The 25,127-nt window shown below is 72.3% G+C and carries 24 protein-coding genes; 16 read left to right on the top strand and 8 right to left on the bottom strand.

What is annotated here, in order from left to right; genetic code table 11:
* Positions 1-3 precede the first annotated feature (3 nt).
* The gene (locus M1P99_RS01065; protein WP_304450821.1) at positions 4-975 is read left to right on the top strand and encodes a hypothetical protein; all 972 of its coding nucleotides are present in this window, start codon (positions 4-6) and stop codon (positions 973-975) included.
* 21 nt (positions 976-996) lie between these two features.
* Here the strand turns inward: M1P99_RS01065 and M1P99_RS01060 are convergent, their stop codons facing one another.
* Positions 997-2,295: a D-arabinono-1,4-lactone oxidase gene (locus M1P99_RS01060; protein WP_304450820.1), complete on the bottom strand. Its 1,299-nt coding sequence runs from the start codon at positions 2,293-2,295 to the stop codon at positions 997-999.
* 151 nt (positions 2,296-2,446) lie between these two features.
* Here M1P99_RS01060 and M1P99_RS01055 point away from each other — a divergent pair, with 151 nt between their 5' ends.
* The 3 genes from M1P99_RS01055 (at position 2,447) to M1P99_RS01045 (ending at position 6,809) form a co-directional block, all read left to right on the top strand.
* A complete protein-coding gene (locus M1P99_RS01055; protein WP_304450819.1) occupies positions 2,447-3,466 on the top strand; it encodes a ferrochelatase in 1,020 nt (339 codons plus the stop codon).
* A gap of 195 nt (positions 3,467-3,661) precedes the next feature.
* Positions 3,662-5,698 (top strand): S9 family peptidase, encoded by a 2,037-nt coding sequence (locus M1P99_RS01050; RefSeq protein WP_304450818.1) that lies wholly within the window; start codon positions 3,662-3,664, stop codon positions 5,696-5,698.
* Positions 5,699-5,996: 298 nt separating this feature from the next.
* Entirely contained in the window at positions 5,997-6,809 is an 813-nt protein-coding gene (locus tag M1P99_RS01045) for an inositol monophosphatase family protein (RefSeq protein WP_304450817.1), read from the top strand.
* Positions 6,810-6,930: 121 nt separating this feature from the next.
* Here the strand turns inward: M1P99_RS01045 and M1P99_RS01040 are convergent, their stop codons facing one another.
* Complete coding sequence (locus tag M1P99_RS01040; RefSeq protein ID WP_304450816.1) at positions 6,931-7,095, bottom strand: hypothetical protein; 165 nt, start codon at positions 7,093-7,095, stop codon at positions 6,931-6,933.
* A gap of 656 nt (positions 7,096-7,751) precedes the next feature.
* On the opposite strand from M1P99_RS01040, the gene M1P99_RS01035 reads away from it, so the two are divergent.
* From M1P99_RS01035 to M1P99_RS01020, 4 genes are all read left to right on the top strand, one after another.
* On the top strand, positions 7,752-8,405 hold the full coding sequence (locus M1P99_RS01035; protein ID WP_304450815.1) for a response regulator transcription factor: 654 nt from the start codon (positions 7,752-7,754) through the stop codon (positions 8,403-8,405).
* The gene (locus M1P99_RS01030; protein ID WP_304450814.1) at positions 8,402-9,652 is read left to right on the top strand and encodes a cell wall metabolism sensor histidine kinase WalK; all 1,251 of its coding nucleotides are present in this window, start codon (positions 8,402-8,404) and stop codon (positions 9,650-9,652) included. Before M1P99_RS01035 ends, M1P99_RS01030 begins: the two co-directional genes overlap by 4 nt.
* Before the next feature lie 464 nt (positions 9,653-10,116).
* Positions 10,117-10,413 (top strand): DUF4193 domain-containing protein, encoded by a 297-nt coding sequence (locus M1P99_RS01025; RefSeq protein WP_053619708.1) that lies wholly within the window; start codon positions 10,117-10,119, stop codon positions 10,411-10,413.
* Between the two features lie 162 nt (positions 10,414-10,575).
* On the top strand, positions 10,576-11,421 hold the full coding sequence (locus tag M1P99_RS01020) for a hypothetical protein (RefSeq protein ID WP_304450813.1): 846 nt from the start codon (positions 10,576-10,578) through the stop codon (positions 11,419-11,421).
* A 76-nt stretch (positions 11,422-11,497) separates the two neighbouring features.
* On the opposite strand, the gene M1P99_RS01015 is transcribed toward M1P99_RS01020, so the two are convergent.
* Positions 11,498-11,785 carry a DUF4235 domain-containing protein gene (locus M1P99_RS01015; RefSeq protein ID WP_304450812.1) on the bottom strand — a complete coding sequence of 96 codons (288 nt, stop codon included), beginning with the start codon at positions 11,783-11,785 and terminating at the stop codon, positions 11,498-11,500.
* A gap of 182 nt (positions 11,786-11,967) precedes the next feature.
* Here M1P99_RS01015 and valS point away from each other — a divergent pair, with 182 nt between their 5' ends.
* The 4 genes from valS to M1P99_RS00995 all read left to right on the top strand — a co-directional run bounded on the left by valS (position 11,968) and on the right by M1P99_RS00995 (position 16,795).
* Positions 11,968-14,541: a valine--tRNA ligase gene (gene valS, locus M1P99_RS01010; RefSeq protein WP_304450811.1), complete on the top strand. Its 2,574-nt coding sequence runs from the start codon at positions 11,968-11,970 to the stop codon at positions 14,539-14,541.
* Positions 14,542-14,624: 83 nt separating this feature from the next.
* Positions 14,625-15,101: a dUTP diphosphatase gene (dut, locus tag M1P99_RS01005; protein ID WP_304450810.1), complete on the top strand. Its 477-nt coding sequence runs from the start codon at positions 14,625-14,627 to the stop codon at positions 15,099-15,101.
* A gap of 60 nt (positions 15,102-15,161) precedes the next feature.
* A complete protein-coding gene (locus M1P99_RS01000) occupies positions 15,162-15,992 on the top strand; it encodes a DUF3710 domain-containing protein (RefSeq protein WP_304450809.1) in 831 nt (276 codons plus the stop codon).
* A gap of 65 nt (positions 15,993-16,057) precedes the next feature.
* Positions 16,058-16,795, top strand: a complete 738-nt coding sequence (locus M1P99_RS00995) for a PIG-L deacetylase family protein (RefSeq protein ID WP_304450808.1) — start codon at positions 16,058-16,060, stop codon at positions 16,793-16,795.
* Between the two features lie 30 nt (positions 16,796-16,825).
* On the opposite strand, the gene M1P99_RS00990 is transcribed toward M1P99_RS00995, so the two are convergent.
* Entirely contained in the window at positions 16,826-17,932 is a 1,107-nt protein-coding gene (locus M1P99_RS00990; RefSeq protein WP_304450807.1) for a serpin family protein, read from the bottom strand.
* A gap of 390 nt (positions 17,933-18,322) precedes the next feature.
* On the opposite strand from M1P99_RS00990, the gene M1P99_RS00985 reads away from it, so the two are divergent.
* Complete coding sequence (locus M1P99_RS00985) at positions 18,323-19,081, top strand: DUF3159 domain-containing protein (protein ID WP_304450806.1); 759 nt, start codon at positions 18,323-18,325, stop codon at positions 19,079-19,081.
* Between the two features lie 9 nt (positions 19,082-19,090).
* On the opposite strand, the gene M1P99_RS00980 is transcribed toward M1P99_RS00985, so the two are convergent.
* A complete protein-coding gene (locus M1P99_RS00980) occupies positions 19,091-19,789 on the bottom strand; it encodes a TrkA family potassium uptake protein (RefSeq protein WP_304450805.1) in 699 nt (232 codons plus the stop codon).
* Positions 19,782-20,462 (bottom strand): TrkA family potassium uptake protein, encoded by a 681-nt coding sequence (locus M1P99_RS00975; protein WP_304450804.1) that lies wholly within the window; start codon positions 20,460-20,462, stop codon positions 19,782-19,784. Before M1P99_RS00975 ends, M1P99_RS00980 begins: the two co-directional genes overlap by 8 nt.
* A gap of 247 nt (positions 20,463-20,709) precedes the next feature.
* On the opposite strand from M1P99_RS00975, the gene M1P99_RS00970 reads away from it, so the two are divergent.
* From M1P99_RS00970 to M1P99_RS00960, 3 genes are all read left to right on the top strand, one after another.
* Positions 20,710-21,996 (top strand): class I SAM-dependent RNA methyltransferase, encoded by a 1,287-nt coding sequence (locus tag M1P99_RS00970; protein WP_304450803.1) that lies wholly within the window; start codon positions 20,710-20,712, stop codon positions 21,994-21,996.
* A gap of 215 nt (positions 21,997-22,211) precedes the next feature.
* The gene (locus M1P99_RS00965; protein ID WP_304450802.1) at positions 22,212-22,775 is read left to right on the top strand and encodes a dihydrofolate reductase family protein; all 564 of its coding nucleotides are present in this window, start codon (positions 22,212-22,214) and stop codon (positions 22,773-22,775) included.
* 182 nt (positions 22,776-22,957) lie between these two features.
* Positions 22,958-24,343 (top strand): MFS transporter, encoded by a 1,386-nt coding sequence (locus M1P99_RS00960; protein ID WP_304450801.1) that lies wholly within the window; start codon positions 22,958-22,960, stop codon positions 24,341-24,343.
* Between the two features lie 111 nt (positions 24,344-24,454).
* Here M1P99_RS00960 and M1P99_RS00955 read toward each other — a convergent pair whose 3' ends face one another.
* Both M1P99_RS00955 and M1P99_RS00950 read right to left on the bottom strand, forming a co-directional pair.
* Positions 24,455-24,856, bottom strand: a complete 402-nt coding sequence (locus M1P99_RS00955; RefSeq protein ID WP_304450800.1) for a type II toxin-antitoxin system VapC family toxin — start codon at positions 24,854-24,856, stop codon at positions 24,455-24,457.
* A complete protein-coding gene (locus tag M1P99_RS00950) occupies positions 24,849-25,097 on the bottom strand; it encodes a hypothetical protein (RefSeq protein ID WP_304450799.1) in 249 nt (82 codons plus the stop codon). The genes M1P99_RS00955 and M1P99_RS00950 overlap by 8 nt, the downstream gene beginning before the upstream one ends.
* Positions 25,098-25,127: the final 30 nt, after the last annotated feature.

The raw sequence follows: 25,127 nt of genomic DNA, 5'->3' as shown, positions 1-25,127 counted from the left end.
CGGATGGGTCGGACCGGACACGACGGGGACCACGAGGATCACGAGCCGGGGGAGGGCGCGGGGGAGGCGAGGAAGCGCATCGACCTGAGCCTGTCCCAGGTCGCGGGAGCCGGAGCCGCCACACTGACGGCGGCCACGGCCGCCTCCTACCTCAACGTCTACGGCACGGTCATCGGGGCCGCCGTCATCGCCATCCTGAGCACCGTCGCCAGCCCCCTGCTCCAGCACTGGTTCTCCCGCGGCGGCGAGCAGGCCAGGCAGCTGGCGGGGAGGGTCAGGCCCGCAGACGCGGCGCGGGCGGGCGCTTCCCCGACCCGGCCCGCGGAGGGCGCGGCGGCCGGTGTGGACGCCACCCGCACCATGGCCCTGCCCATGATCGCGGACGGACCCGACGGACCCGACGGACCCGACAGGCCCCACGGACCCGACCGCCCGGACGGGCGGCAGGCCGCCGAGGGGCCGGACCCGGCCGCCCGCGCAAGAGTGGGCTGGCGCGGCGTCCTCATTCCGGCCGGAGCGGTCTTCGTCCTGGTCATGCTGGTGATCCTGGCCTTCGAACTGCTCACCGGCCGCTCCCTGACCGCGTGGACCAACGGCGTCGACGAGCCGACCGCTCCCTCCCTCCTCGGCGGTACGCACGTCACCCAGGAACAGGACGACACCGGCTCCACCGACTCCGGCCGGACCCCCGAACAGGACACCGGGACCACCGGTGAGCCCCCGCCCGCGACCCGGGCCCCCGAGGACACCACCGAGGACGGCACGGAACCCGGCGACGCTCCCGCCGACGGCGGCACCGGGCAGGACGGCCAGGAGGAGCAGGCGGACCCCGGCGCCACCGCGCCGCCCGAGGACGGCGGGACCGGGGGAGAGGAGGAGGCCCCCGCACCCGTCCCCGAGGGCGGAGACGGTGCCGGGGACGGTGGCGAACAGGGGTCCCTCACGGTCCCGGAGGACGCCCCCGCCACGCAGTGACGCCGGGACGGACCGGCACCCTCAGCCGAACACCCGGTCCAGGTAGGCGTTGCCGAAGCGGCGGTCCGGATCCACGCGCTCGCGCACGGCCAGGGCCTCGCCCAGGCGCGGGTAGACGCCCTCCAGGTAGGCGCGGTCGCGGGTGTGCATCTTCCCCCAGTGGGGGCGCCCGCCCACGGAGGTGAACACCGCCTCCAGATCGGCGAAGTACGCGTCGTAGGGCGTCCCCTGGTACATGTGCACCGCCACGTAGGCCGTGTCCCGCCCGTAGGCGGTGGACAGCCACACGTCGTCGGCCGGGGCGAAGCGCACCTCCACCGGGAAGCTCACCCGGTGGCCGCCCCGGTCGACGATCGACCGGGCCTCGCGCAGCACGTCCGCGACGTGCTCGGCGGGGATCGCGTACTCCATCTCCACGAAGCGCACGTCGCGCACCGAGGCGAACACCCGGTGGGACGCGTCGGTGTACTCGCGCGCCGACAGCGCCCGGGCACTGATCTGGTTCACCGCCGGCACCGCTCCAGGGAAGCGGCGGCACAGCCGGTTGACCTTGTCGAAAACGGTGTTGGAGAGGAAGTCGTCGTCCAGCCACGCCCGCCACGGGGCCAGCGGCCGGGCCGGGCCCTTGCTGACGTTGTTGCGCTTGGTGTTGGTGCTCCCGGTGTGCGGGAACCAGAAGAACTCGAAGTGGTCGTTGTCGGCGCGCAGCTCGGGCAGGCGCTCCAGGACCTCGTCCAGGGGCATCGGCTCCTCCCGGGCGTGCAACAGGAACGCGGGCCGCACCGCCATGGTCAGGGCGGTGACGACCCCGAACGCCCCCAGCCCCACCCGCGCGGAGTGGAACAGGTCGGGTTCGCGGTCGGCGGAGCACTCCACCACCGATCCGTCGGCCAGCACCATTTCCAGGCCGACCACCTGGGAGGCCAGCCCGCCCGCGTCGCGGCCCGTGCCGTGCGTGCCCGTCTGGACCGCGCCGGCCATGGTCTGGACGGCGATGTCGCCCATGTTGGCCAGTGCCAGCCCGTGCTCGGCCAGGGCGTCGTTGAAGTCGCACAGGGGGAGACCGGCCTCGACGGTGGCCGTTCCGGCGTCCGGGTCCACCGAGCGCAGCTTGGTCAGGGAGGCGGGGGAGAGGAGCAGTCCGTCGGTGACGGCCACGTCGGTGAAGGAGTGGCCGGAGCCGACCATGCGGACCCGCAGGTCGTCGTCGGCGGCGGAGGCGACCGCCGAGACCACCTCGCCGGTACTGCCCGGTGCCGCCGTCCGCCGGGGGCGGGCCTGGTAGGTGTCGGCCCACGTGTTCCACAACACATCTGTCATGCCATGCGACATTACCCACGAGTCACTTCCACGGCCAGAGGCGAGGGGGAACCGTCCGCGGGACCCGTGCCTGGCGCGAAGGCCGAGAACACGGCGCCCCGGACCGGGGGGTCGCGCGAGCGGGCCGCGAAGAGCTGGTTTCATAAGGTCCATGAGGCCTTACGACGCGTTTTTGCTGATCTCCTTCGGTGGCCCGGAGGGTGAGGACGAGGTCATCCCGTTCCTGGAGAACGTCACCCGCGGGCGCAACATCCCCCGCGAGCGACTGGCTGAGGTCGGCGAGCACTACTTCCGCTTCGGCGGAGTGAGCCCGATCAACCAGCAGTGCAGGGACCTGATCGCCGCGATCACCGCCGACTTCGCCGCGGGAGGCATCGACCTGCCCATCTACTGGGGCAACCGGTTCTGGGCGCCCATGCTCACCGACACCCTCGCGCGCATGAGAGAGGACGGTGTCCGCCGCGTCCTCGCGGTACCCACCTCCGCCTACTGCAACTGGTCCAGCCGGACCGCCTACGTGGAGGACATCGCCCGGGCCCGCGCGGCCCTGGGCGAGGACGCGCCCGAGATCGACCTGGTCCGCCCCTTCTACGACCACCCGGGGTTCGTCGAACCCCTCGTCGAGCACACCCGCGCGGCCCTGGACGCCCTGCCCGCGGACCAGCGCGAGGGTGTGCGCCTGCTCTTCTCCGCCCACTCCATCCCCACGGCCATGGCCGAGGCCAGCGGCGGTCCCGAGCAGGGGTTCGGCGCCCAGGGCGCCTACGGCGACCAGCTGGCGGAGGTGGCCCGCCTGGTCGTGGACCGGCTCGACCGCGACTACCCCTACGAACTCGTCTACCAGAGCCGCAGCGGCCCACCGAGCCAGCCGTGGCTGGAGCCGGACGTCAACGACCGCATCGAGGAGCTGGCCGCCGAGGGCGTGCCCGCGGTCGTGGTCGTGCCCCACGGCTTCGTCTCCGACCACATGGAGGTCAAGTTCGACCTCGACGTGGAGGCGCGCGAGACCGCGGAGAAGCTCGGGATGGGCTATCAGCGCGCCCTCAGCCCGGGAACCCACCCCGCGTTCGTCTCCATGGTGAGCGACCTGGTGCGCGAGTACTCCGCACGGGCCGAACGCCGCCGCCTGGGCGGCCTGCCCCGCTGCGCGGAGTGCACCTGCGACCGCTGAACGCCCCGCGGCCCGGCTGCCGAGCCGGGCCCGCGGCGCCCGAGGGTCCGGAACGCGGCTGTGGCACAGTGGGTAAACGCTGCTGACACCGCCGCCCCGCCGGCGCCGGTGTCCGGCCGCCGCCAGGGGGAAGTGCTGTAGGGGATCCCTATAGAGTCGCCCCAGAACACACGTCGACGGTTCAGGAGACTCGTCTTGGTTCGTTCCTGGTATGAACTACCGGAATACCTCACACTGCGCCGCGTCAACGGACTGCGCCTCTCACCGGACGGAACCCGTCTGGTGGCGCCCGTCAGCGGCCTCGCCCCCGACGCCAAGACCTTCCGCAGCGCCCTGTGGGAGATCGACGTCGAACCGGAGTCCGAGGGCGGGCGGGCGCCGCGCCGTCTGACCCGCTCCGCCAGGGGCGAGTCCGCCGCCGACTTCCTTCCCGACGGATCGGTCCTGTTCACGACCGGCCGCCAGGACCCCGAGGCCGAGCCCCAGGACAAGCCCGGGCCCGCCCTGTGGCTGCTGCCCGCCGAGGGCGGCGAGGCCCGGCAGGTGGCCTCCCGGCCCGGCGGCGTCGGCGCCTTCGCCGTGGCCCGCGACTCCGGCCTGGTCGCCTTCACCTCCGACGTCCTGCCCGACAGCGAGGACGCCGACTCCGACGCCTCGGCCCGCAAGGCCCGCGAGGAGGCCGGGGTCACCGCCATCCTCCACGAGGCGCTCCCGGTCCGCTCCTGGGACAGCGACGTCGGCCCCGACCACCCCCGCCACTTCGTCGCCGCCCCGCCCGCCGACGACGACGCCCGCCTGGGCGAGCCCCGCGACCTGACCCCCGGCGCCGGCCTGGCGCTGCTGGACTCGGGACCGGCCCTGACCCCCGACGGCGCCACCCTCGTCACCGCATGGAGGGTTCCCACCGGCCGCGGCGCGACCCGCCACGACATCGTCGCCATCGACACGGCCACCGGCGACCGCAGGACCCTGGTCAGCGACCCGGGGTACGACTTCGACGGCCCCCTGGTCTCCCCGGACGGGCGATCGGTCCTGGTCGGTCGCGCGTTCCCGGGCGACTACGACGGCGAGCCCCGCGACCACACCCTCTGGCTGGTGGACCTGGCCACCGGGCGGGGCCGCGACCTGCTCGCCGACCACGAGCTCTGGCCGCGCGACTACGCGTTCGCGGCCGACTCCTCCGCCGTGTTCATCGTGGCCGACCAGAACGGGCGCCGCCCCGTCTTCCGGATCGGCCTCGCCGACGGGGAGCTCACCCGGATCACCGGCGACCACGGCGCCTACAGCGCGCTCAACCCCTCGCCGGACGGGCGCCACGTCTTCGCCCTGCGCGACGCCTGGGACGCGCCCCCCGCCCCCGTGCGGCTGGACGCGGACACCGCCGACGGCGAGCCCGTCCGCCTGCGCACCCCCGGCTCCGAGCCGACCATGCCGGGCACGCTCACCGAGATCGAGGCCACCGCCGACGACGGCACCCGGGTCCGCTCCTGGCTGGTCCTGCCCGAGGAGGCCTCGGCCGACGCACCGGCCCCGCTCGTGCTCTGGGTGCACGGCGGCCCCTACATGAGCTTCAACGGCTGGTCCTGGCGCTGGAACCCGTGGCTGCTGGCGGCGCGGGGCTACGCCGTCCTGCTGCCCGACCCGGCCCTGTCCACCGGCTACGGCCAGGACATGCTCCGCCGGGCCTGGGGGCAGTGGGGGCCGCGTACCCACGCCGACGTCATGGCGATCACCGACGCGGCCGAGGCCCGCGACGACATCGACTCCGAGCGCACCGCCATGATGGGCGGCTCGTTCGGCGGCTACATGGCCAACTGGATCGCCGGACACACCGACCGCTTCAAGGCGATCGTCTCCCACGCCTCCCTGTGGGCCCTGCACGGGTTCAGCGCCGTCACCGACCACCCGCCGGTGTGGGAGCGCGAGTTCGGCACGCCGCTGGCCCGGCCCGAGCGCTACGAGCGCAACTCGCCGCACCTGAGCGCCGACCGCATCCGCACGCCCATGCTCGTCATCCACGGGGACAAGGACTACCGGGTGCCGATCTCCGAGGGGCTGCGCCTGTGGCGCGACCTCCTCCTGCACGAGGTCGACGCCAAGTTCCTGTACTTCCCCGACGAGAACCACTGGATCCTCAGCCCCGGCAACGCCCGGATCTGGTACGAGACGATCTTCGCCTTCCTGGACCACCACGTCCACGGCAAGGAGTGGGCCAGGCCGGAACTGCTGTGATCCCACGGCTCGTGGCCCTGGCCGCCGGGCGTGCCGGGCGCGGATCCGAGGCCCGTACCACCCCGGACGGGCACGGCTCCCCCCGGCCGCCACGGGCCCGAACCACGCGGTCGGCCGGCGTGCGGGCCGGGGCCGGGGGCCGTTCCGACATCGCCACCGCCTACGGTGGTCGGGCCGCGATCAGCCACAGGCACGTCGGCCCGCTCCACCGAGCGGACGGTGACGCCTACACCACTGGGAAGGAGACGGGCGTTCCCGCTCCGGCCTGACGGCCGGGGCACCCACGCCCAACGAACACGTGAGCACCACCCGGTCAGCACCAGACCCCGAGGCCCTGCGCGACCTCGCCGTGACCGTGGCCGCGGAGGCGGGAGCACTCGCGGCCGAGGGGCAGGCGGGCATCACCGTGCTCGACACCAAGTCCAGCCCCACCGACGTGGTCACCAAGATGGACCGCGCCACCGAGGACCTCATCCGGGCACGGCTCCTGGCGGAGCGCCCCGACGACGCCGTCCTGGGCGAGGAGGGCGGTGACGAGGCCGGAACCAGCCGGGTCCGGTGGGTCGTCGACCCGATCGACGGGACCGTCAACTACCTCTACGGCAGCCCCGACTGGGGTGTGGCGATCGCCGCCGAGGTGGACGGGGTCGTGGTCGCCGCCGCCGTGCACATCCCCTCGCGCGGGGAGATGTTCGAGGCGGTCCTGGGCGGCGGCGCCCGGCGCGACGGCGAGCCGCTGCGCGCCCCCGACACCGTGCCCCTGGACCGGGCGCTGGTCGCCACGGGCTTCGGCTACTTCCCCGAGCGGCGCGTCCAGCAGGCACGGGTGCTGCTGGAGGTCATCCCGCACATCCGTGACATCCGCCGGGGCGGGTCGGCCGCGGTCGACCTCACCGGCCTGGCCACGGGCCGCTACAACGCCTTCTACGAGCGCGGCCTGCACGCCTGGGACTGGTCGGCGCCCGGCCTGGTCGCCACGGAGGCGGGCCTGCGGCTGGGCGGGCTGCGAGGAGGGCCGCCCAGTGAGGACCTGGTGATCGCCGCCCGGCCCGGGCTCTACGAGGAACTGTCGGAGCTCCTGGCACCGCTGGGGGCCGACACCGACGGCTGAGGCCGCCGGCCCGAGGCAGGAACGGCGGGAACGAAGAGAGGGGCGGGGAACGGCGAAAGCCGCTCCCCGCCCCTCACCCGTCCCGGTCCCTCAGGATCCGGGCGGTGCCGACGGAGGGATGTCAGCAGTGGGTGTCGACGCCGTTGCGAGCCGCGATCCCGTACAGGTCCTCCAGTTCCGCGGCGTGCGTGTCGGCGAGGTGGTCGTCTCCGGCGGCCTGGGCCGACTGGAGCGAACGGTAGGTCTCGTTGATGCGGACCTTGATCTCCGCGAGGAACTCGCCCATGACACCTCTTCCAGGGGTAGGCACCGGTACGGCTCGCCGCACCGGTGTGCATCCGTGTGTGTACGCAAGCGCGTGCGAGCGACCGCGGCCGCCACGTCCCTGTGCGCGTGCCCGTCGCGTCCCGACCGGTCGGCCGGGTCCACGCGTGCGTCCCCTACCTGTACCGCACTGTGACTCAGGTCAAACCACCGCCCCCCGTGCGTGATCCTTCCGTGATCACCCGTTCGCGCACGCACGGTTCCGTAGTCTGGAAAGGCCCCTGTCACGGGGGTCCGGCCGATCGACGGCGGCGGGCCGCGGTCGCGCGTGCCAAGGGAGGGTCGATGGTGTCCCATCGCACATTCCGTGGTTGCGCCCTGCGCTTACTTGTTTCTTATTCTTGATGTGTCAGTTTTGAGATGTGCGGGGATACGTCGCTGCCGACGGTTGGGGGATGCGTCGGTGGCGGCTCCCCGTGCATGAAGGGAGCTGTGAAGCTCCCGGCCGACGCCCGGTCTGCGGACAGGGGAGGAGTACGGTGGTTTACCGTCTCCTTACCCCGGATGTGAGACAACGGTTGACGCGGCCGGGACCAAGAACGCCGCTGCCGGTGTGTTGGGGGATGCGCCGGCAGCGGCCCCCTTTTTTCCCAGGCACCAACGCTCGAGAAGGACAACGTGCGCGTACTCGTGGTCGAAGACGAACGGGTTCTGGCCGACGCCGTGGCCCTGGGACTGCGCCGCGAGGCGATGGCGGTGGACGTCGTCTATGACGGCGACACGGCCCTGGAGCACACCGCGGTCAACGACTACGATGTGATCGTGCTCGACCGCGACCTGCCCGGAACCCACGGTGACGACGTCGCGCGCACCCTGGTCGAGGAGAGCTACACCGGCCGCATCCTGATGCTCACCGCCTCCAGCGGGGTCCAGGACAAGGTCGAGGGCCTGACCATCGGCGCCGACGACTACCTTGCCAAGCCCTTCGCCTTCGCCGAGCTCATCGCCCGCGTGCACGCACTGGGCCGCAGGTCGGCGCCACCGCTGCCGCCCGTGCTGGAGCGGCACGGCATCACGCTCGACCCGGCCAACCACCGCGTGCACCGCGACGGCCGCGAGATCGCCCTCACACCCAAGGAGTTCGCGGTCCTGCAGGTGCTCATGCGCGCCCAGGGGACCGTGGTCAGCGCCGAGGGACTGCTGGAGAAGGCCTGGGACGAGAACGCCGACCCCTTCACCAACGTCGTGCGGGTCACCGTCATGACCCTGCGCAAGAAGATCGGCGACCCGCCGGTCATCCAGACCGTCCCCGGCGCCGGGTACCGCCTGTGAGACCGGGCGAGCGCGCCGAGCCGGACCAGGTCGAACCCACCCGCCCCGGGGACACCGGGACCTGGCGCCGCCTGCACACCGCCTCGCCCGACCGTGAGGGCGCCGAGCGGTCCGCGGCCGCGGAGCGGGTGTACCGCTTCACCGACAACCTCAGCCTGCGGGCACGGCTCACGCTCATCTACGGGATGTTGTTCTTCGCGGCCGGATCCGTGCTGGTCCTGGTCAACTACCTCATCGTCGCGGTCCTGCTCAACGCCCTGCTGGCGGAGGAGGGCGCCGCCGAACTGCTGGCCCAGCGCCACCTCATCGAGGAGGTGCTCACCCACGTCACCCGGTTCTCCCTGCTCGCCCTGTTCCTGGTCGGCCTGCTGGCGGTCGCCCTGGGCTACGCGGTGGCCGGCCGCGCCCTGTCGCCGCTGCAGAAGATCACGCGCATCGCCCGCCGCCTGTCGGAGCGCTCCCTGCACGAGCGCATCGCCCTGTCCGGGCCCGACGACGAGATCCGCGAGCTCGCCGACACCTTCGACGGCATGCTGGAGCGCCTGGACCGGGCCTTCGACGGGCAGCGCCGGTTCGTCGCCAACGCCTCGCACGAGCTGCGCACGCCCCTGGCGATCAACCGCACCCTGCTGGAGGTCGCCCTCAGCGCCCCCGAGGTCTCTCCGGACCTCAAGAGCGTCGGCCGGACCCTGCTGGAGACCAACGCCCGGCACGAGCGCCTCATCGACGGCCTGCTCTTCCTGGCCAAGAGCGACCGGGAACTGGAGTCGCGGACCCGGGTCGACCTCGGCGAGGTCGCGGAGACGGTCTTGAGCCAGCTCTCGGGGGACATCGAGGAGTCGGGGCTGCGGCTGCGCCGGGACCTGCGCCCCGGCGCGGTGGTCGGCGACCCGGTCCTCCTGGAGCGGCTGGCCGCCAACCTGGTGGAGAACGCGCTCAAGTACAACGTCGAGGACGGGGAGATCACCGTTCGCAGCGGCATGTACGAGGGCGTGCCGGCGATCCAGGTGGAGAACTCGGGCAAGGTCATCCCCGCCTACGAGATCGAGGGCCTCTTCGAGCCCTTCCGGCGCGGATCGGGCGACAGGGTGGGCTCGGGCCGCAGCGCCGGACTCGGCCTGTCGATCGTGCGCTCGGTGGTGCGCGCCCACGAGGGCGTGGTCACGGCGTGGCCCCGCGCGGGCGGCGGACTGGTCATCACCGTCTGCCTGCCGCTGGCCCCGCCCGAGGTCCCCGAGCGCCGGTGAATCGGGCCGCGGCCCATCGAATCGCACTCGGGCCTGCTTCGTGGTATCTATACGTGTCCGAAGACACGCCCACCCGCGTCACGAGCGTCGACCCCGGGTGGGTATGCTTCCCCGGGCGTGGACACGGAGGGAATGCCTCCTGACGTGGGCATGTCTTTGTTTTCGCCCATGGCCGGGGGTTTCTTCCACGCTTGTCCGGAGTGGGCGGAAACGGGTTTTCGAGGTCTACGGGACACCCGACGTTGGGTAGTACGAGAGGAACCGATCGGGGTGCGGCCGCCGACGCGTGGCCGTCTCCGGTCACGGTGCCGAAAAGTACCGCTGACCTGTGAGCGGTGGCCCGGGAGGGGGCACGGTTCACCGATGTCGGGAAAACTCATCGACCGATCCGGGCACAACAGAGGTCTCTCAAGCGTTACACCCGCGCGACGAGGCACTAAACGAGGGGGATGGAGTTAGCAGAGATGGCCACCGACTACGACAGCCCGCGCAAGACTGACGAGGACATCAACGAGGACAGCCTCCAGGAGCTGCAGGCGCGGCGCGTGGACAAGGGCACCGGCACGATCGACGTCGACCCCGACGAGGCCAACGAAGGGCTCGAACTGCCCGGAGCGGACCTGTCCGGCGAGGAGCTCGCGGTCCGCGTGCTCCCGCGTCAGGCCGACGAGTTCACCTGCTCGCGCTGCTTCCTGGTGCACCACCGCAGTCAGCTCGCCGAACAGCGCGCCGGCCAGCTGGTCTGCAAGGAGTGCGCCTGACAGGACGGGGCGGACACCCGCCGTCCCGTTCCGAGAGCCGTTCCCCGACGCGCCGACCGAACGCGCCATGACCCGATGCGTCCCCTCCGGGGGCGCATCGCGCGTGTGCCGGGGGTACCCTGCGGGGTACCCACGACGCGCAAGGACACGAGGGAGGGGCCCGTGGACGACGACCAGCACCCCGAGGACTCCCGTGAGGGCACCGGCGGCGACGTCGAACGCCGTGAGGTGGGCGTTCTCGTGGGACGCATCCTCTCCGAGGACCTGGCGACCATGGACGAGGACGCCGCCGACGGAGAGGGCGCGGCCGAGCGCCGCCGCAGGCTGCGCGACCTCGTCACCGCTCTGGGAACCAGCGCCCGGTCCGCCGGACTGCGCGGCGTCGCCGCCGGGCGGTGGCTGAGTGAGACGTTCGCCGAGGAGATCGCCCCCCGCGTCCCCATCCGCGACCACGCCACACTCGTGCGCCACCACGGCGGCCTGGACGGCGAGGAGCTCGCCGACGCCCTCCAGCGCACCGCGGTCCGCACCACCACCGCCGTGGGCATGGCCGGAGGCGCCCTCTCGGCCGTGCAGTGGGCCGCACCCCCACTCCTGCTCGGAGCACCCGCGCGTCTGGCGGCGGAGACCCTGCTGGTCGCCGCCGTCGAGGTCAAGCTCATCGGTGAGCTGCACGAACTCCACGACGCCCCGGTCGAAGCCGACGGCTCCCTGCGCCGCAACGCGGGCTACCTGGGGGCGTGGGTCCACCGCCGCGGCATGGACCCCACCAAGCCCGAGGAGACCCTCCTGCTGGCCGTGGGCGCGGCCGCCAAGACCGCACTGCGCGACCGGCTGCTGCGGCTGCTGGGGCGCAACCTCACGACCCTGGGCCCCTACCTCACCGGCGCCGTGGCAGGCGGCGTCGTCAACCGCATGGCCACCGGCGCGCTGGCCGCCAAGGTCCGGGCCGACCTACGGGCCCAGAGCATCACCCGGGGCGGGGCGTCGGGGGAACTGGAGTCCTGACCGGGGGCCGGCCCCGGCGGGGGAGCGGCACTCGCCGTCCCCCGCCGGGAGGGCACTCCGCGCGCGGCCGGGCCCCTCAGTCGGATACGAGCTCCGGCTCCAGGCCGGTCGAGCCGTGCACCTTCTTCCGGGTGGCGCGTACGGCCAGCACCCGCGCCACCTCCACGCCCACGCCCGCCATCACGGCCCAGCTCAGAGCGCGACCGAGACTCACCTCGGGGGACTCCAGGTCCGTCGGGGGCTCCTCCCCGGTGGCGCGCGTCCAGGCGAAGGTCAGGGCCTTGCGCGCCACGAACTCCGCCGCGAACCCCGCCGCGAAGCCGAGAAGTGCGGGACCGAGTTCACCGCCGTCCTTCTTAGCCATGTGAATCGTTCACCGTTTCCGTTGTGCGTACGCCGGTGCGCGGACCGCGCACCCTCTGCGTACGGAATCCTTTCACGCCCGGCTCGGCGAACACAGGGGGCCCGACACGGTGCTCCCGCTCAGGCAGGGGCCCTGTCCACAAGGCGGAGCGAACACGCGTCGAAGAGCACTAACATTGGCGCATGACCAACGGCTCTCATTCCTTCCGCATGCCCGACAAGCCCTCGCTGGACGGTATCGAGGCGAAGTGGGTCGACGTATGGGATGAGTCCGGCGTCTACCACTTCGACCGTACCCGCAGCCGCGAGGACGTCTTCTCCATCGACACCCCGCCGCCCACGGTCTCGGGTTCGCTGCACATCGGCCACGTGTTCTCCTACACGCACACCGACACCGTCGCCCGCTTCCAGCGCATGAACGGCAAGGCCGTCTTCTACCCCATGGGCTGGGACGACAACGGCCTGCCGACGGAGCGCCGCGTCCAGAACTACTACGGCGTGCGCTGCGACCCCTCGGTCGCCTACGACCCGGACTTCCAACCCCCGGCCAAGCCCGACCCCAAGCGGCAGGTCCCCATCTCCCGCCGCAACTTCATCGAGCTGTGCGACGAGCTCACGGCCGAGGACGAGAAGGTCTTCGAGGCCATCTGGCGCCGCCTCGGGCTGAGCGTCGACTGGCGGCACACCTACGCCACCATCGACGACAACTCCCGTACCGCGGCCCAGCGCGCCTTCCTGCGCAACCTGGCGCGCGGCGAGGCGTACATGTCCGAGGCGCCCACCCTGTGGGACGTCACCTTCCGCACCGCCGTCGCCCAGGCGGAGCTGGAGGACCGCGAGCGGCCCAGCGCCTACCACAAGGTCGCCTTCCACCGGCCCGACGGCGACCCGGTCCACATCGAGACCACCCGCCCCGAGCTGCTGGCCGCCTGTGTGGCCCTGGTCGCCCACCCCGACGACGAGCGCTACCAGCACCTGTTCGGCACCACCGTGCGCACGCCGGTCTTCGGCGTCGAGGTCCCGGTGCGGGCACACCGCCTGGCCGACCCCGAGAAGGGGTCCGGCATCGCGATGATCTGCACCTTCGGCGACACCACCGACGTCACCTGGTGGCGCGAGCTCGACCTGGACACCCGGCCGATCATCGGCTGGGACGGCCGCATCGTCGCCGAGACCCCCTCGGGCATGCCCGAGCAGGGCCGCGAGGCCTACGCCCGCCTGGTCGGCGCCACCATGCACACCGCCCGCGAGCGGACCGTGGAGATGCTGCGCGAGAGCGGCGACCTCGTCGGGGAGCCCACGGCCATCACGCACCCGGTGAAGTTCTACGAGAAGGGCGACAAGCCCCTCGAGATCGTCACCACCCGCCAGTGGTACATCCGCAACGGCGGCCGCGACGAGGAACTGCGCTCGCAGCTGGTCCGGCGCGGCCGCGAACTCGTCTGGCACCCCGAGCACATGCGCCAGCGCTACGAGAACTGGGTGGAGGGCCTCAACGGCGACTGGCTGGTCAGCCGCCAGCGCTTCTTCGGTGTGCCCTTCCCCGTGTGGTATCCCCTGGACGGCGACGGCAACCCGCGCTACGACGAGCCGCTGCTGCCCTCCGAGGACCAGCTGCCCATCGACCCCAGCTCGCAGGCGCCGGAGGGCTACACCGAGTCCCAGCGCGGACGTCCGGGCGGCTTCATGGGCGACCCCGACGTCATGGACACCTGGGCGACCTCCTCGCTGTCCCCGCAGATCGCCTCGGGTTGGGAACGCGACCAGGACCTGTTCGAGCGCGTCTTCCCGATGGACCTGCGCCCCCAGGGCCAGGACATCATCCGCACCTGGCTGTTCGCCACGGTCGTGCGCGCCAACTTCGAGAACGGCACGCTGCCCTGGCGCACCACCGGCATCTCCGGCTGGATCCTGGACCCGGACCGCAAGAAGATGTCCAAGTCCAAGGGCAACGTCGTCACGCCCGTGGCGCTGCTGGAGAAGTACAGCTCCGACGCCGTGCGCTACTGGGCGGCCAGCGGCCGCCTGGGCACCGACACCGCGATGGACGAGGGGCAGATGAAGGTCGGCCGGCGGCTGGCCATCAAGATCCTCAACGCCAGCAAGTTCGTGATGTCGGTGGCCGGTGAGGGCGCCTCCGTCGACCCGTCCCAGGTCACCGAACCCCTGGACCGGGCGATGCTGGCCGCGCTGGCCGAGGTCGTCGACGAGGCCACCGCCGCGTTCGCCGCCTACGACCACACACGGGCCCTGGAGCGCACCGAGCGCTTCTTCTGGGACTTCTGCGACGACTACCTCGAACTCGTCAAGACCCGCGCCTACAACACCGAGTCCGCCGAGGGCGCCTCCGCCCGCGCCGCGCTGCTCGTCGCCCTGGGCGCCCTGCACAAGCTGTTCGCGCCCTTCCTGCCCTTCGTCACCGAAGAGGTCTGGAGCTGGTGGCAGGACGGCTCGGTGCACGGCCAGGCCTGGCCCCAGGCGGCCGGATACCGCGCCGCCGCGGCCGACGGCGACCCCGCCGTCCTGGCGGCCACGGCCGAGGTGCTGCGCGCGGTCCGCAAGGCCAAGTCCGAGGCCAAGCTGTCCATGCGCGCCGAGGTCGAGCACGTGCGGGTGGCCGGAAAGCAGGCCGACGAGGCCCGGGCCGCGGCCGGGGACATCGCCGCAGCCGGACGCGCCGCCGGGATCGACTTCGAGGTGACCGACGACGGTGAGCTCACCGTCGAGGTGGTCCTGCCCCCGTCCGAGGGGGAGTAGAACGCGTGTCGCGGCCCCGGACCACGGTCCGGGGCCGCGCTGCGCACCGAGCCGGGGTCGGGAGAGCGATAAGCTCGGCCGATGTGAGTACCACATCCCCGGAGGGCGGACGGATTCCGATCACGGTCCAGCGCCTGGACCCCGGACTTCCCCTGCCCCAGTACGCGCACCCCGGCGACGCGGGTGCCGACCTGTACACCACGACCGACGTCGTCCTCGCGCCGGGAGAGCGCGCCACCGTCCCCACCGGCCTGGCGATCGCCCTGCCCGAGGGGTATGCCGCCTTCGTGCACCCCCGCTCCGGGCTCGCAGCGCGGAGCGGCCTGACCATCGTCAACGCCCCGGGAACGGTCGACGCCGGCTACCGGGGCGAGATCAAGGTGACCCTGCTCAACACCGACCGGGACGCGCCTGTGAAGCTGTCACGCGGCGACCGGATCGCACAGATGGTGATCCAGCGGGTGGAACGCGCGGAATTCGTCGAGGCCGACGCGCTCCCGGAGTCCGCGCGCGGAGCAGGTGGTTTCGGTTCGACCGGGGGACACGCCGCACAGCGGTGACCGTCCCCAGACATCCCCCGGTGCGATCCCGGGACCAACGTCAATCGGAGAGGTGAAGGCGTGTTTGGACGCCGCCGCAAGAAGCGGGATCAGGAGACGGACAGAACCGCGAAGGAGACCCCGGAGCCCCGGCTGGGAGCCGCCGGAGCGGTCTCCTTCGGCAACGAGATCGAGCCCGAACGGCCCGCGGCCCCGTCAGCGAAGGCCGCCGACCGCCACCGCGCCAACGGGCCCTGGGACTCGCACGAGGACGTCCCGGACCTCCAGCGGATGGACCTGGGCAGCATCCGGCTGCCCGTCCAGCAGGGCTCCCAGATCCAGGTGAACCTCGCCAAGGACGCCCAGGGCAAGCAGCGGATCATCGGTGTGACCCTGGTGCTCGGCAAGACCTGGCTCCAGGTCCGGCCGTTCGCCGCGCCCAAGACCTCCGGCCTGTGGGACGAGAGGCGCGCGGAGATCCGTGAACAGATCGCCAAGGAGGGCGGCCGCTCCGAGGAGCACGAGGGCACCTTCGGTACCGAGATCAAGGCCCTGCTGCCGGTCAAGGGTCGCACCACCGAGGAGGGCAAGCAGGTCGCCGAACCGGTCCGCTTCATCGGTGTCGACGGTCCGCGCTGGCTGCTGCACGGCGTGATCCGCGGTGAGGGTGCCATCCGGCCCGAGAAGATGGGCGAGGTCGAGCAGATCTTCGCCGGCATCGTCGTGGTCCGCGGCGACCAGCCGGTGCCGCCGGGGGACATGCTGACGATCACCGTTCCCAAGAAGGTCCAGGAGCAGATGGCCGAGGCGGCCAAGACCCGGGCGGCCCAGCGTGCGGCCAACGGCGGCGCCGCCGGCGGGTCGGTGAACGGCGACGCGCCGGGAGGTGCGGCGGGGCCCACGCAGGCCTGAGGGCCGCGCGCCGCGCCTCTGCCGCCACTCTGCGGGGAAGCGCTGTCCTTCCGTAGTCTGGGCCCATGACACAGACCGAGAACAGCGCTCCCCAGCCGCTCCCGGAGGACTGGAACCGGGCCCTGGCGGTAGTCGCCCACCCGGACGACCTGGAGTTCGGCGCCTCGTCGGCGATCGCCCGCTGGACCGGGCAGGGCAAGGACGTCACCGAGCTGCTCGTCACCAAGGGCGAGGCCGGTATCGACAGCCTGCCCCCCGAGGAGTGCGCGCCCGTGCGCATGGCCGAGCAGCGGGCGTCGGCGGCGACCGTCGGCGTCACCACCGTGGAGTTCCTCGACTTCCCCGACGGCACCCTGGAGTACGGGCTGCCGCTGCGCCGCGCCCTGGCGGAGGCGATCCGCCGGTACCGGCCCGACGTCGTCGTCTCCATCAACTTCCGCGAGAACTTCGGCGGCATGAGCGCCTACAACCACGCCGACCACCGGGTGCTCGGCCCGGCCCTGCTGGACGCGGTCCGCGACGCCGCCAACCGGTGGGTGTTCCCCGAACAGCTCACCGACGGCGTCGAGCCGTGGTCCCAGGTGCGCTTCGTGGCCTTCGGCAGCTCCCCTCGCGCCACGCACTACGTCGAGTTGGGAGAGGAGCACCTGGCGGCGGGTGTGGCCTCGCTCGCCGACCACGCCGTGTACCTGTCCAACCTGGACGGTTTCGACCAGGAGTCCTTCCTGCCGCAGGTCGCGGCCCAGACGGGTGCGTGGGCCGGGGTGCCGCTCGCGACCGGCTTCGAGGTCTTCGACGCCTAGGGCCCTGTGGCGGTCACCCGCCCGCCCGGCTCAGTCCCGGGCGGGGCCGGGATCGTCGGGGTCGGTCACCCGGCCGAGGAACAGGACCGCCCCGCGTCGTCGCAGGACCACCACGAACGGTCGGTCGACGGTGAAGCGCACCGGGGCCGTCGGCACGGCGGCGGCCATCACCATGACCGCGGCGGTGGCGGCGGCCCCCTCGGCGCCCTTCTCGTCCACGCGCAGCACCGACTGGTGCAGCAGCGCGTCGACCTTGAGCGGCTCCTCGCTGATCCCGTCGAAGCGGGCGGCGTCCGTGGCGAACTCGGCGACCCCCAGTGCCGCCAGCGGTTCCAGCAGGGCGGAGTCGGTGTCCACGGCGAACCGGGGCAGCGCCAGGTCGATCTGCGTGGGCCGCAGGCCCCGGTACAGGGCGGTCAGGGCCTCGGCGGTCACCGGGGGCGGAGCGGTCGTTCGGGAGTCGGGCAGGAGCACGTCCATGGTGAGGTCGTGCTCGCCCTCCAGGCTGACCATGCTCCAGCCCGCCGCCTCGGCGTAGGGCATCCGTCCGGTGCGGTGCATGGTGGGGACGCCGTGTCGGCGCTCCGGCGCGTGGAAGGTGCGCTCGCGCGTGGCGGAGACCTCGAACGGATCGGACCACACCATCTTCACCCACAGGGCGTTGACCAGGAGCAGGCGTGTGTCGGGGCTGACGCTGCCGAAGGGCAGGAGTCGCGGTATGAGCCCGCGCGTCACGTCGGAGACCTTGGCGTTGATCCGCTCGCGCACGCCCTCGGCGTCGTCCCGGAAGCCCGCGCTCTCGACCTCGGCGCCGCCGCGCGAGCGGACCTGGTCGGCGAAGTCGGCCCGGACGGGGAGGTCGTCCGGGACGTAGAGCCCGTTGAGCGTGGCCAGGTCCAAGCCCTCCGCTCCGGCCGCGGCCTCGTCCAGGGCGGCGAGCTGCCCGAGGACGTCCTCGCCCAGCAACCCCACCAGCTCCTCGCGGGTACGCCCCGCCGCGGCGGTGGCGAGGAGGCCCAGGACGGTGCCCACCGAGTGCGGGGACCACACGTGCGACTCGCCCTCCCGGGTCAGGGCGCGGTCCAGGGCGGCGGCGAACTCCAGGTGGTCCGTGCGTGGCTGAGCGCTGACGTGCATCGGCGTGGCTCCCGTCGGCGGTGGCGTGGTGCCGCCAGCGTACGGAGTCGCCGGGCCGCCCGCCAGCGCCCCCGCTCAGGCGCCCGGACCGGGTCCATCGGGGTGTCGAAGACGACCGATGGGGGCGCGGGGAGGTGGTCATCGAGTGCTCCGCGGGGGTCGGTGGGCAACGGTCGGGAAACGGATGTGCCCGGAGGGTGAGTTCGGGCACGGGACAACAAGGGGCGAAAGGCGACAAGAGGGGACCGGTGGCCACCACGGCCGCTCCGGCGCCGCCACGGGGTCGGCCGTCCGTGAAATAGGGTGGGAGGCCAGGCGGGTCGCTCCGTCCGCCGCCCGCGGAGGCGGCGGGGTGCGGGCCCCGAGTACGGAACCTGTCTCTGGAGCGGAATGACTGAGCAGCAGCGGGACGCCGGCGAGGGCGCCCCCGCCGAGGACGGGGCCGGAGCCCCGAAGGTCACCGAGGGCACCGTCGAAGCGCTGGTCCGGGCCCAGTTGGCCAAGGCGCTGGGCGGCAAACGCGGCATGGTCGAGGCCGCGATCCCCACACTGACCTTCACGATCTCCTACATCGTCAGCTCCGAGCTGCGCCTGTCGATCTACGCCGGTGTGGCCGCGGCCCTGCTGCTCGGTGCGGTCCGGCTCGTCCAGCGCTCCTCCGTGCAGTACGTGATCACCAGCCTGCTGGGCATCGGCCTCGCCGCGTTCTTCGCCATGCGCAGCGGCAACGCCGCCGACGCCTTCCTGCCGGGCATCTACTACAACGCGATCTACTCGGTGGTGCTCACGATCTCGGTCCTCGTGCGATGGCCGGCGATCGGACTGATGATCGGCCCGTTCATCGGGCACAAGGAGGACTTCACCTCCTGGCGGGCCGACCCGGCCGTGGTCAGGCTGGCCTCCCGGCTCACCTGGCTGCTGGTGCTGCCGTGCGTGATCCGGGTGCTGGTGCAGTACCCGCTCTGGCTCGCCGACCACTACGAGTGGGCCGACACCTTCGCGCTGCTCGGCTTCTCCAAGGTGGCCATGGGCTGGCCCCTGCAAGTCGCCGCCTTCGCCGCCATGGTGTGGGTGCTGGCCCGGGGCCGCACCCCCCTGGCCGCCGACCACGGAGCCCGGTCGCAGCAGGACGGGCCGCAGGAGGACTGAGCCGGGGCGTCAGCCCTCCGAGTCGTCCTCGCCGTCGACCGGGCCGAGGACGCGCTCCAACGAGCCGAGGGCCTCCTGCTCGGCCAGGAACACCACCGTGGCGCCCACCGACAGCGTCTGCTCGGGATCGGGCGGGCGCACCCCGCCCGATCCCAGGACGGCGACCAGGGCCACCCCCTCGGGCAGCGCACGCGTCAGGTCCCGCTCCGGGCCGCCCACGAACGGGCTGGCGGCGTGCAGGACCGACTCGGCGATCTCGGCCCCGGGCAGCGGGGGCAGCGTCCCCTCGTCGTCGAGGTCCTCGTCCGCGGCGCCCTCGACCAGGTCCGCGATCAGCCGCGGCGGGGAGACCGCCAGGTCCACCCCCCAGGACTCGTTGAAAAGCCACTCGTTGACGGGGTCGTTGATGCGGGCGATCACCCGCGGCACGGCGAACTCGGTCTTGGCCAGCAGGGAGACCACCAGGTTCACCTTGTCGTCACTGCTGGCCGCGATGACCACGTCGAAGCCGCCGAGCCGGGCGTCCTCCAGCGTGGCCAGTTCACAGGCGTCGGCGAGCAGCCACTCCACCTGTGGCAGGTCGTCGACCCCGATCGCGCGCGTGTCGCGGTCGATGAGCAGGACGTCGTGGCCGTTGCCCGCCAGCTCCGTGGCGATGGAGCGTCCCACGCTCCCGGCTCCCGCGATGGCGATCCGCACCTCAACCACGCCCCGTTCCGTTGTCGCCGTTCAGACCGCCCACCGTGTCCTCCAGGTCGCGCCCGTGGCCGACCACGTGCAGGACGTCGCCGCGCTCCAGGGGCGTTCCCGGGCCCGCGAGCACGATCCGGCCCTGCCGGGCCAGGTACACCACCCGCAGGGCCGCGTGCCCCTCCAGCTCGTCCACGGTCCGCCCGGACCAGTCCTCGGGCAGGGCCAGCTCCGTCATGGCCAGGGTGCCGGAGGCGTCCTGCCACTCGGGGCCGGCGGTCAGGCGGCCGTCACCGGGCACCATGCGGCGCAGGACGGCATCGGCGGTCCACCGCACGGTGGCCACCGTCGGAATGCCCAGCCGCTGGTACACCTCGGCGCGCCGCGGGTCGTAGATCCGCGCGACCACGTTCTCCACACCGAAGGCCTCCCGGGCCACCCGGGCGGAGATGATGTTGGAGTTGTCACCGTTGCTGACCGCGGCGAAGGCGCCGGCGCGGTCGATACCGGCGGCCAGCAGGACCTCGCGGTCGTGCCCCACACCGCGGATCCCGTGCTTGGACACCGAGCCCCGCAACCGACGGAACGCCTCCGGGTCCTGGTCGATCACCGCCACGGTGTGCCCGAGGTCCACCAGTGTGTGCGCCAGGGTGGACCCCACCCGGCCGCACCCCATGATCACGATGTGCACCTGCCAGCACCCCTGTCGCGTTGTCGGTCGCGTTGGCGGTCGAGTCACGCCCGCCGGGCACGCCGTAGCCTCGCGAGCCCTCTCAGTCACACCATGCCACAACGGCCCGTTCCGCTCGACGCCCACTGGCTGGTGGGGCGGAACACGGGGTCACCAGGCCGGTCGCCACGTCGACTAGATTGGTGAGGATCGGTGGCTGTGCGTGCAGGGTCACCCGTCATGTGACCCGAACTGTGAAGGAACCCTTGTGACCCGTGTGGGCAACCAGTACGAACTGACCGTCGACGACGTCGCGCACGGCGGGTGGTGCGTGGGGCGCCACGACGACCAGGTGGTGTTCGTCCGCCATGCCCTGCCGGGGGAGCGGGTGCGCGTCCGCGTCACCGAGGAGACCACCCGTTTCCTGCGCGGTGAGGCCATCGAGATCCTGACCCCCTCCCCGGACCGCGTCGAGGCGCCCTGCGCCTTCGCCGGCCCCGGCAAGTGCGGCGGCTGCGACTGGCAGCACGCCTCCCTGGAGGCCCAGCGCCGGATGAAGGGCCAGGTCGTCACCGACCAGCTCGCCCGGATCGCGGGAATCGAGCGCGAGGTCGTGGTGGAGGAGCTGCCCGGAACCCCCGACGGCCTGGGCTGGCGCACCCGGGTGCGCTTCTCCGTCGACGATGAGGGCCGCGCGGGCCTGCGGCGCCACCGCGCCCACGGCATCGAGCCCGTGGACCGCTGCCTGATCGCGCACCCCGGCGTGACGGAGCTGGGAGTGACCGAGACGCTCTGGCCGGACGTCAAGGAGGTCGAGGCGGTCGCCTCCTCCACGTGCGCCGACCGCGCCGTCGTCGTCACCCCCACCAAGGCCCGGCTGACCACGCTCCCCGAGCTCAAGGCCTCCAGCGCCGTGCTGCGCCGCTTCAAGGGCGGCCGGGTCCAGGCCGTGCGCGGTCGCCGCGGGGTCCGCGAGACCGTCGCCGGGCGCGAGTACCGGGTGAGCGCGGGCGGCTTCTGGCAGGTGCACCCGGCGGCGGGCGAGGTCCTGACCGCCGCCGTCATGGACGCCCTCAAACCCCTGCCTGGCGAGACCGCCATGGACCTGTTCTGCGGCGCCGGGCTGTTCACGGGCGCACTGGCCGAGGCCGTGGGCCCCGAGGGCAGGGCGATGGGCGTGGAGAGCGGCGCCGAGGCCGTCCGCGACGCCACCTACAACCTGCGCGACCTGGAGCAGGTGCGGGTCGAGAAGAACGACGTGGCCGCGCAGCTGCGCGAGTGGGCGGACGTGCGCGCCGACGTCGTCGTCCTGGACCCGCCCCGGGCGGGCGCGGGCGTCAAGGTCGTGCGGTCGGTGACGGGTATGCGCCCGCGCGCGGTGGCCTACGTCTCCTGTGACCCGGCGACGCTGGCCCGCGACCTGGCGGAGTTCCAGCGCAGCGGATACCGGCTGGTGGACGTGCGCGCCTTCGACGCGTTCCCGATGACCCACCACGTGGAGTGCCTGGCGGTGCTGGAGCCGGTCCACAAGGCCCGCCGCCACCAGCAGGACTGACCCGACCGATTCGACGACGGCGCGCGCCCCGGTCCCCAGCGGACCGGGGCGCGCGCCGTTTCGGCACGGTTCCCGCCGGTACGCCGGAGGCTCCTCTCCGTACGGAGCATCCGCTCGGCGTGGTGGTCAACCGGCCCCCGGCGTGGCCCGACCGATGATTTCTGCGCGCCGTGCTGGTCTGTACGTCGAAGACCGACTCACGGAAAGCTGACACCATGCGGAAACTGAGCTATGGCATGAACCTGAGCCTGGACGGCTACATCGCCGCGCCCGGCGACGACCTCGACTGGAGCGTGCCGAGCGACGAGCTGTTCCAGTGGTGGTCCGACCGGGTGGACGCGACGGGCCTGGCGCTGTACGGGCGCAGACTGTGGGAGACGATGAGCTCCCACTGGCCGACCGCCGACCAGCAGCCGGGTGCCACACCGGCGGCGATCGAGTTCGCCGGCCGCTGGCGGGACATGCCGAAGGTGGTGTTCTCCTCGACGACCAGCACGGTCGACTGGAACACCCGACTGGTCACCGGCGACGCGGTCACCGAGATCACCAGGCTCAAGGCCGACGACGGCGGCCCCATGGACATCGGCGGTGCCACACTCGCCGCGGCGGCCATGCGGGCCGGGCTGATCGACGAGTACGCGATCGTCACCCATCCGGTCCTGGTGGGAGGCGGCACTCCGTTCTTCGCAGCCCTGGACAACCGGGTGAACCTGAACCTGGTGGAGACCCGGACGTTTCCCGACGGCGTGGTGCTGACCAGGTACGAAACCAGGCGCTGAGTGCCCGACGGCGGATCAGCGCGGGCATCGGGCCGCCCACCGTGCGAGGTCGGTCCGAACTCACACCTCCCACCGTCCGGAGTGAGCGGGTCGTCGCCGGTGCGTCATGGCAGGGCACCATCGCCGACATCGCGGCTTCCTAGCGTCGTCGGGGTCGGTACTCCCCTTCCTGAGGACCCCCCATGGACTCCGAACGCCCCGTCCGACGTCCGCGCTGGATCACCCGCTGGGACCCCGAGGACACCCGCTTCTGGGACGAGCACGGCTTCACCGTCGCCAACCGCAACCTGTGGGCGTCGATCGCGACCGAACACCTGGGCTTCTGCGTCTGGAGCCTGTGGTCGGTGCTCGTGCTGTTCATGACGCCCGAGTCAGGGTTCGCCTTCACCGGTGAGCAGAAGTTCCTGCTCGTCTCGGCCGTCGCCCTGGTCGGCGCCGTGCTGCGCGTGCCCTACACCCTGATCGCGCCCCGAGTGGGCGGCCGCACGTGGACGATGGTCTCGGCGGTGCTGCTGTTCGTGCCCACCGCGCTGGCCGCCGTTCTCATGCAGCGCCCCGAGACGCCCTTCCCCGTCTTCCTGGCCCTGGCGGCCACGGCCGGGCTGGGCGGAGGCAACTTCTCGTCGTCGATGACCAACATCAACTACTTCTTCCCCGAACACCACAAGGGCCTGGCCCTGGGACTGAACGCGGGCGGAGGCAACGTCGGGGTGGCCTCGGTGCAGTTCGCCGGGCTCGCCGTGATCGCCGTGGCCGGTACGGTGTCCGGGCACCTCCTGCCGCTGCTGTTCCTGCCCGCGCTGGCCCTGGGCCTGTGGGTGGCGTGGCGGTTCATGGACAACCTGGCGCACGCCCGGGTCAGCGTTCGGACACAGTCGCGCGCGCTCGGCGAACGCCACTTCTGGATCATGTCCCTGCTCTACGTGGGGACGTTCGGGTCGTTCATCGGATTCGGGTTCGCGTTCGGCCTGCTCCTGCAGGGCGAGTTCGGGCGCACCCCGCTGGAGGCGGCCTCCATCGCGTTCGTGGGGCCGCTCATCGGCTCCGTGATCCGCCCGCTCGGCGGCTGGCTCGCCGACCGCTTCGGCGGCGCGCGCGTGACCCTGCGGGCCTTCCTGGGCATGGCGGCCGTGGGCACGCTGGTGGTCCCCGCCCTGGCGGCGGGTTCCGTGCTGCTGTTCGTCGCGGTCTTCGCGGCCATGTTCGCACTCACCGGGATCTGCAACGGGTCCACCTACAAGATGATCCCGTCCGTGTACGCGGCCCGGGCCCAGGACCTGGCGGCCCGGGGCGTGCCCGTGCGGGAGGCGCGGGCACGGGCCGAGCACACCTCCAGCACCCTGCTCGGCATGATCGGCGCGGTGGGCGCGCTGGGCGGTGTCGGTATCAACCTGGCCCTGCGCGAGTCCTACACCCGGTGGGACACCGCCGTGCCCGCGTTCGGGGTGTTCGTCGTGTTCTACCTGGTCTGCGCGCTGGTGACCTGGTCGGCCTACCGCAGGCGCCCGGTCCACGGCAGGCGGCGGGGCGGGGAGCGGGAGCGCCGGCGCGTGGTCGCCGCCGGGTGAACGACGGGCGCTCTCAGGCGCAGTCGGTGGCCTCGCTCCAGGTCTGGTCCATCGCCGGGTCGAGTTCGGCAGGACCCACCTGATCGCTCCCCGGTTCTCGTGTCGTCCGTGTCAGGGGGCGATGATGTCCAGGCCGGGGAAGTAGCTCGCGAAGTCCTTCCTGTTCCGTGTCAACAGTCGATATCCGCACACGGCCGCATGGGCACCGATATAGAAGTCGGGCATGGGCGAAGTCTTGGCTCCTCCGCGCCCGCGGTACTCGGCGTGCGCGGCCACCGCCAGCTCGGCCGCCTTCCAGGGCAGGTCCTCACGGTCCACGAGGTCGTCCAGGGCGGCGTCCAACTGGCCGGGGTCGGCCAGGCACAAGGACACTTCGGCGAACACCAACTGGTTGATGACCACGCGTCCGGTGTCGGCCGCCTCAGCGAGCGCGATCGCCGACCACCCGGCCCAAGCGGCGTCTTCCTTGATGACGTCGATGAGGACGCAGGAATCGATCAGCGTGTCAGCCACGGATCAGCCCCAGGTACTCGTCCGTGCTCATCTGGGCGTATTCGGGCCGCTGTTCGAGAGCCTGCAAACGCATCACCAGGCGTGTTCCCCGGGTGCCCTCGTGGCTTGTGGGTGCGGTCCGGGCGTCGCGCTCCAGGAGTTCGCGAACATACGCCTGAAGACTCTTTCCCTGGCTGGCGGCGTGGGAACGAACCCTGTTGACGACCTCGTCCGGTACGTCTCTGATGCTCACATTGGTCATGAGAAGACGGTAGCACGCAATGCACGCAAT

The sequence above is a fragment of the Nocardiopsis sp. YSL2 genome, assembly GCF_030555055.1.
GTDB lineage: Bacteria > Actinomycetota > Actinomycetes > Streptosporangiales > Streptosporangiaceae > Nocardiopsis.
The sequence above is the reverse complement of the archived record's forward strand: the minus strand, read 5'-3'. Positions and strand labels throughout refer to the sequence as shown.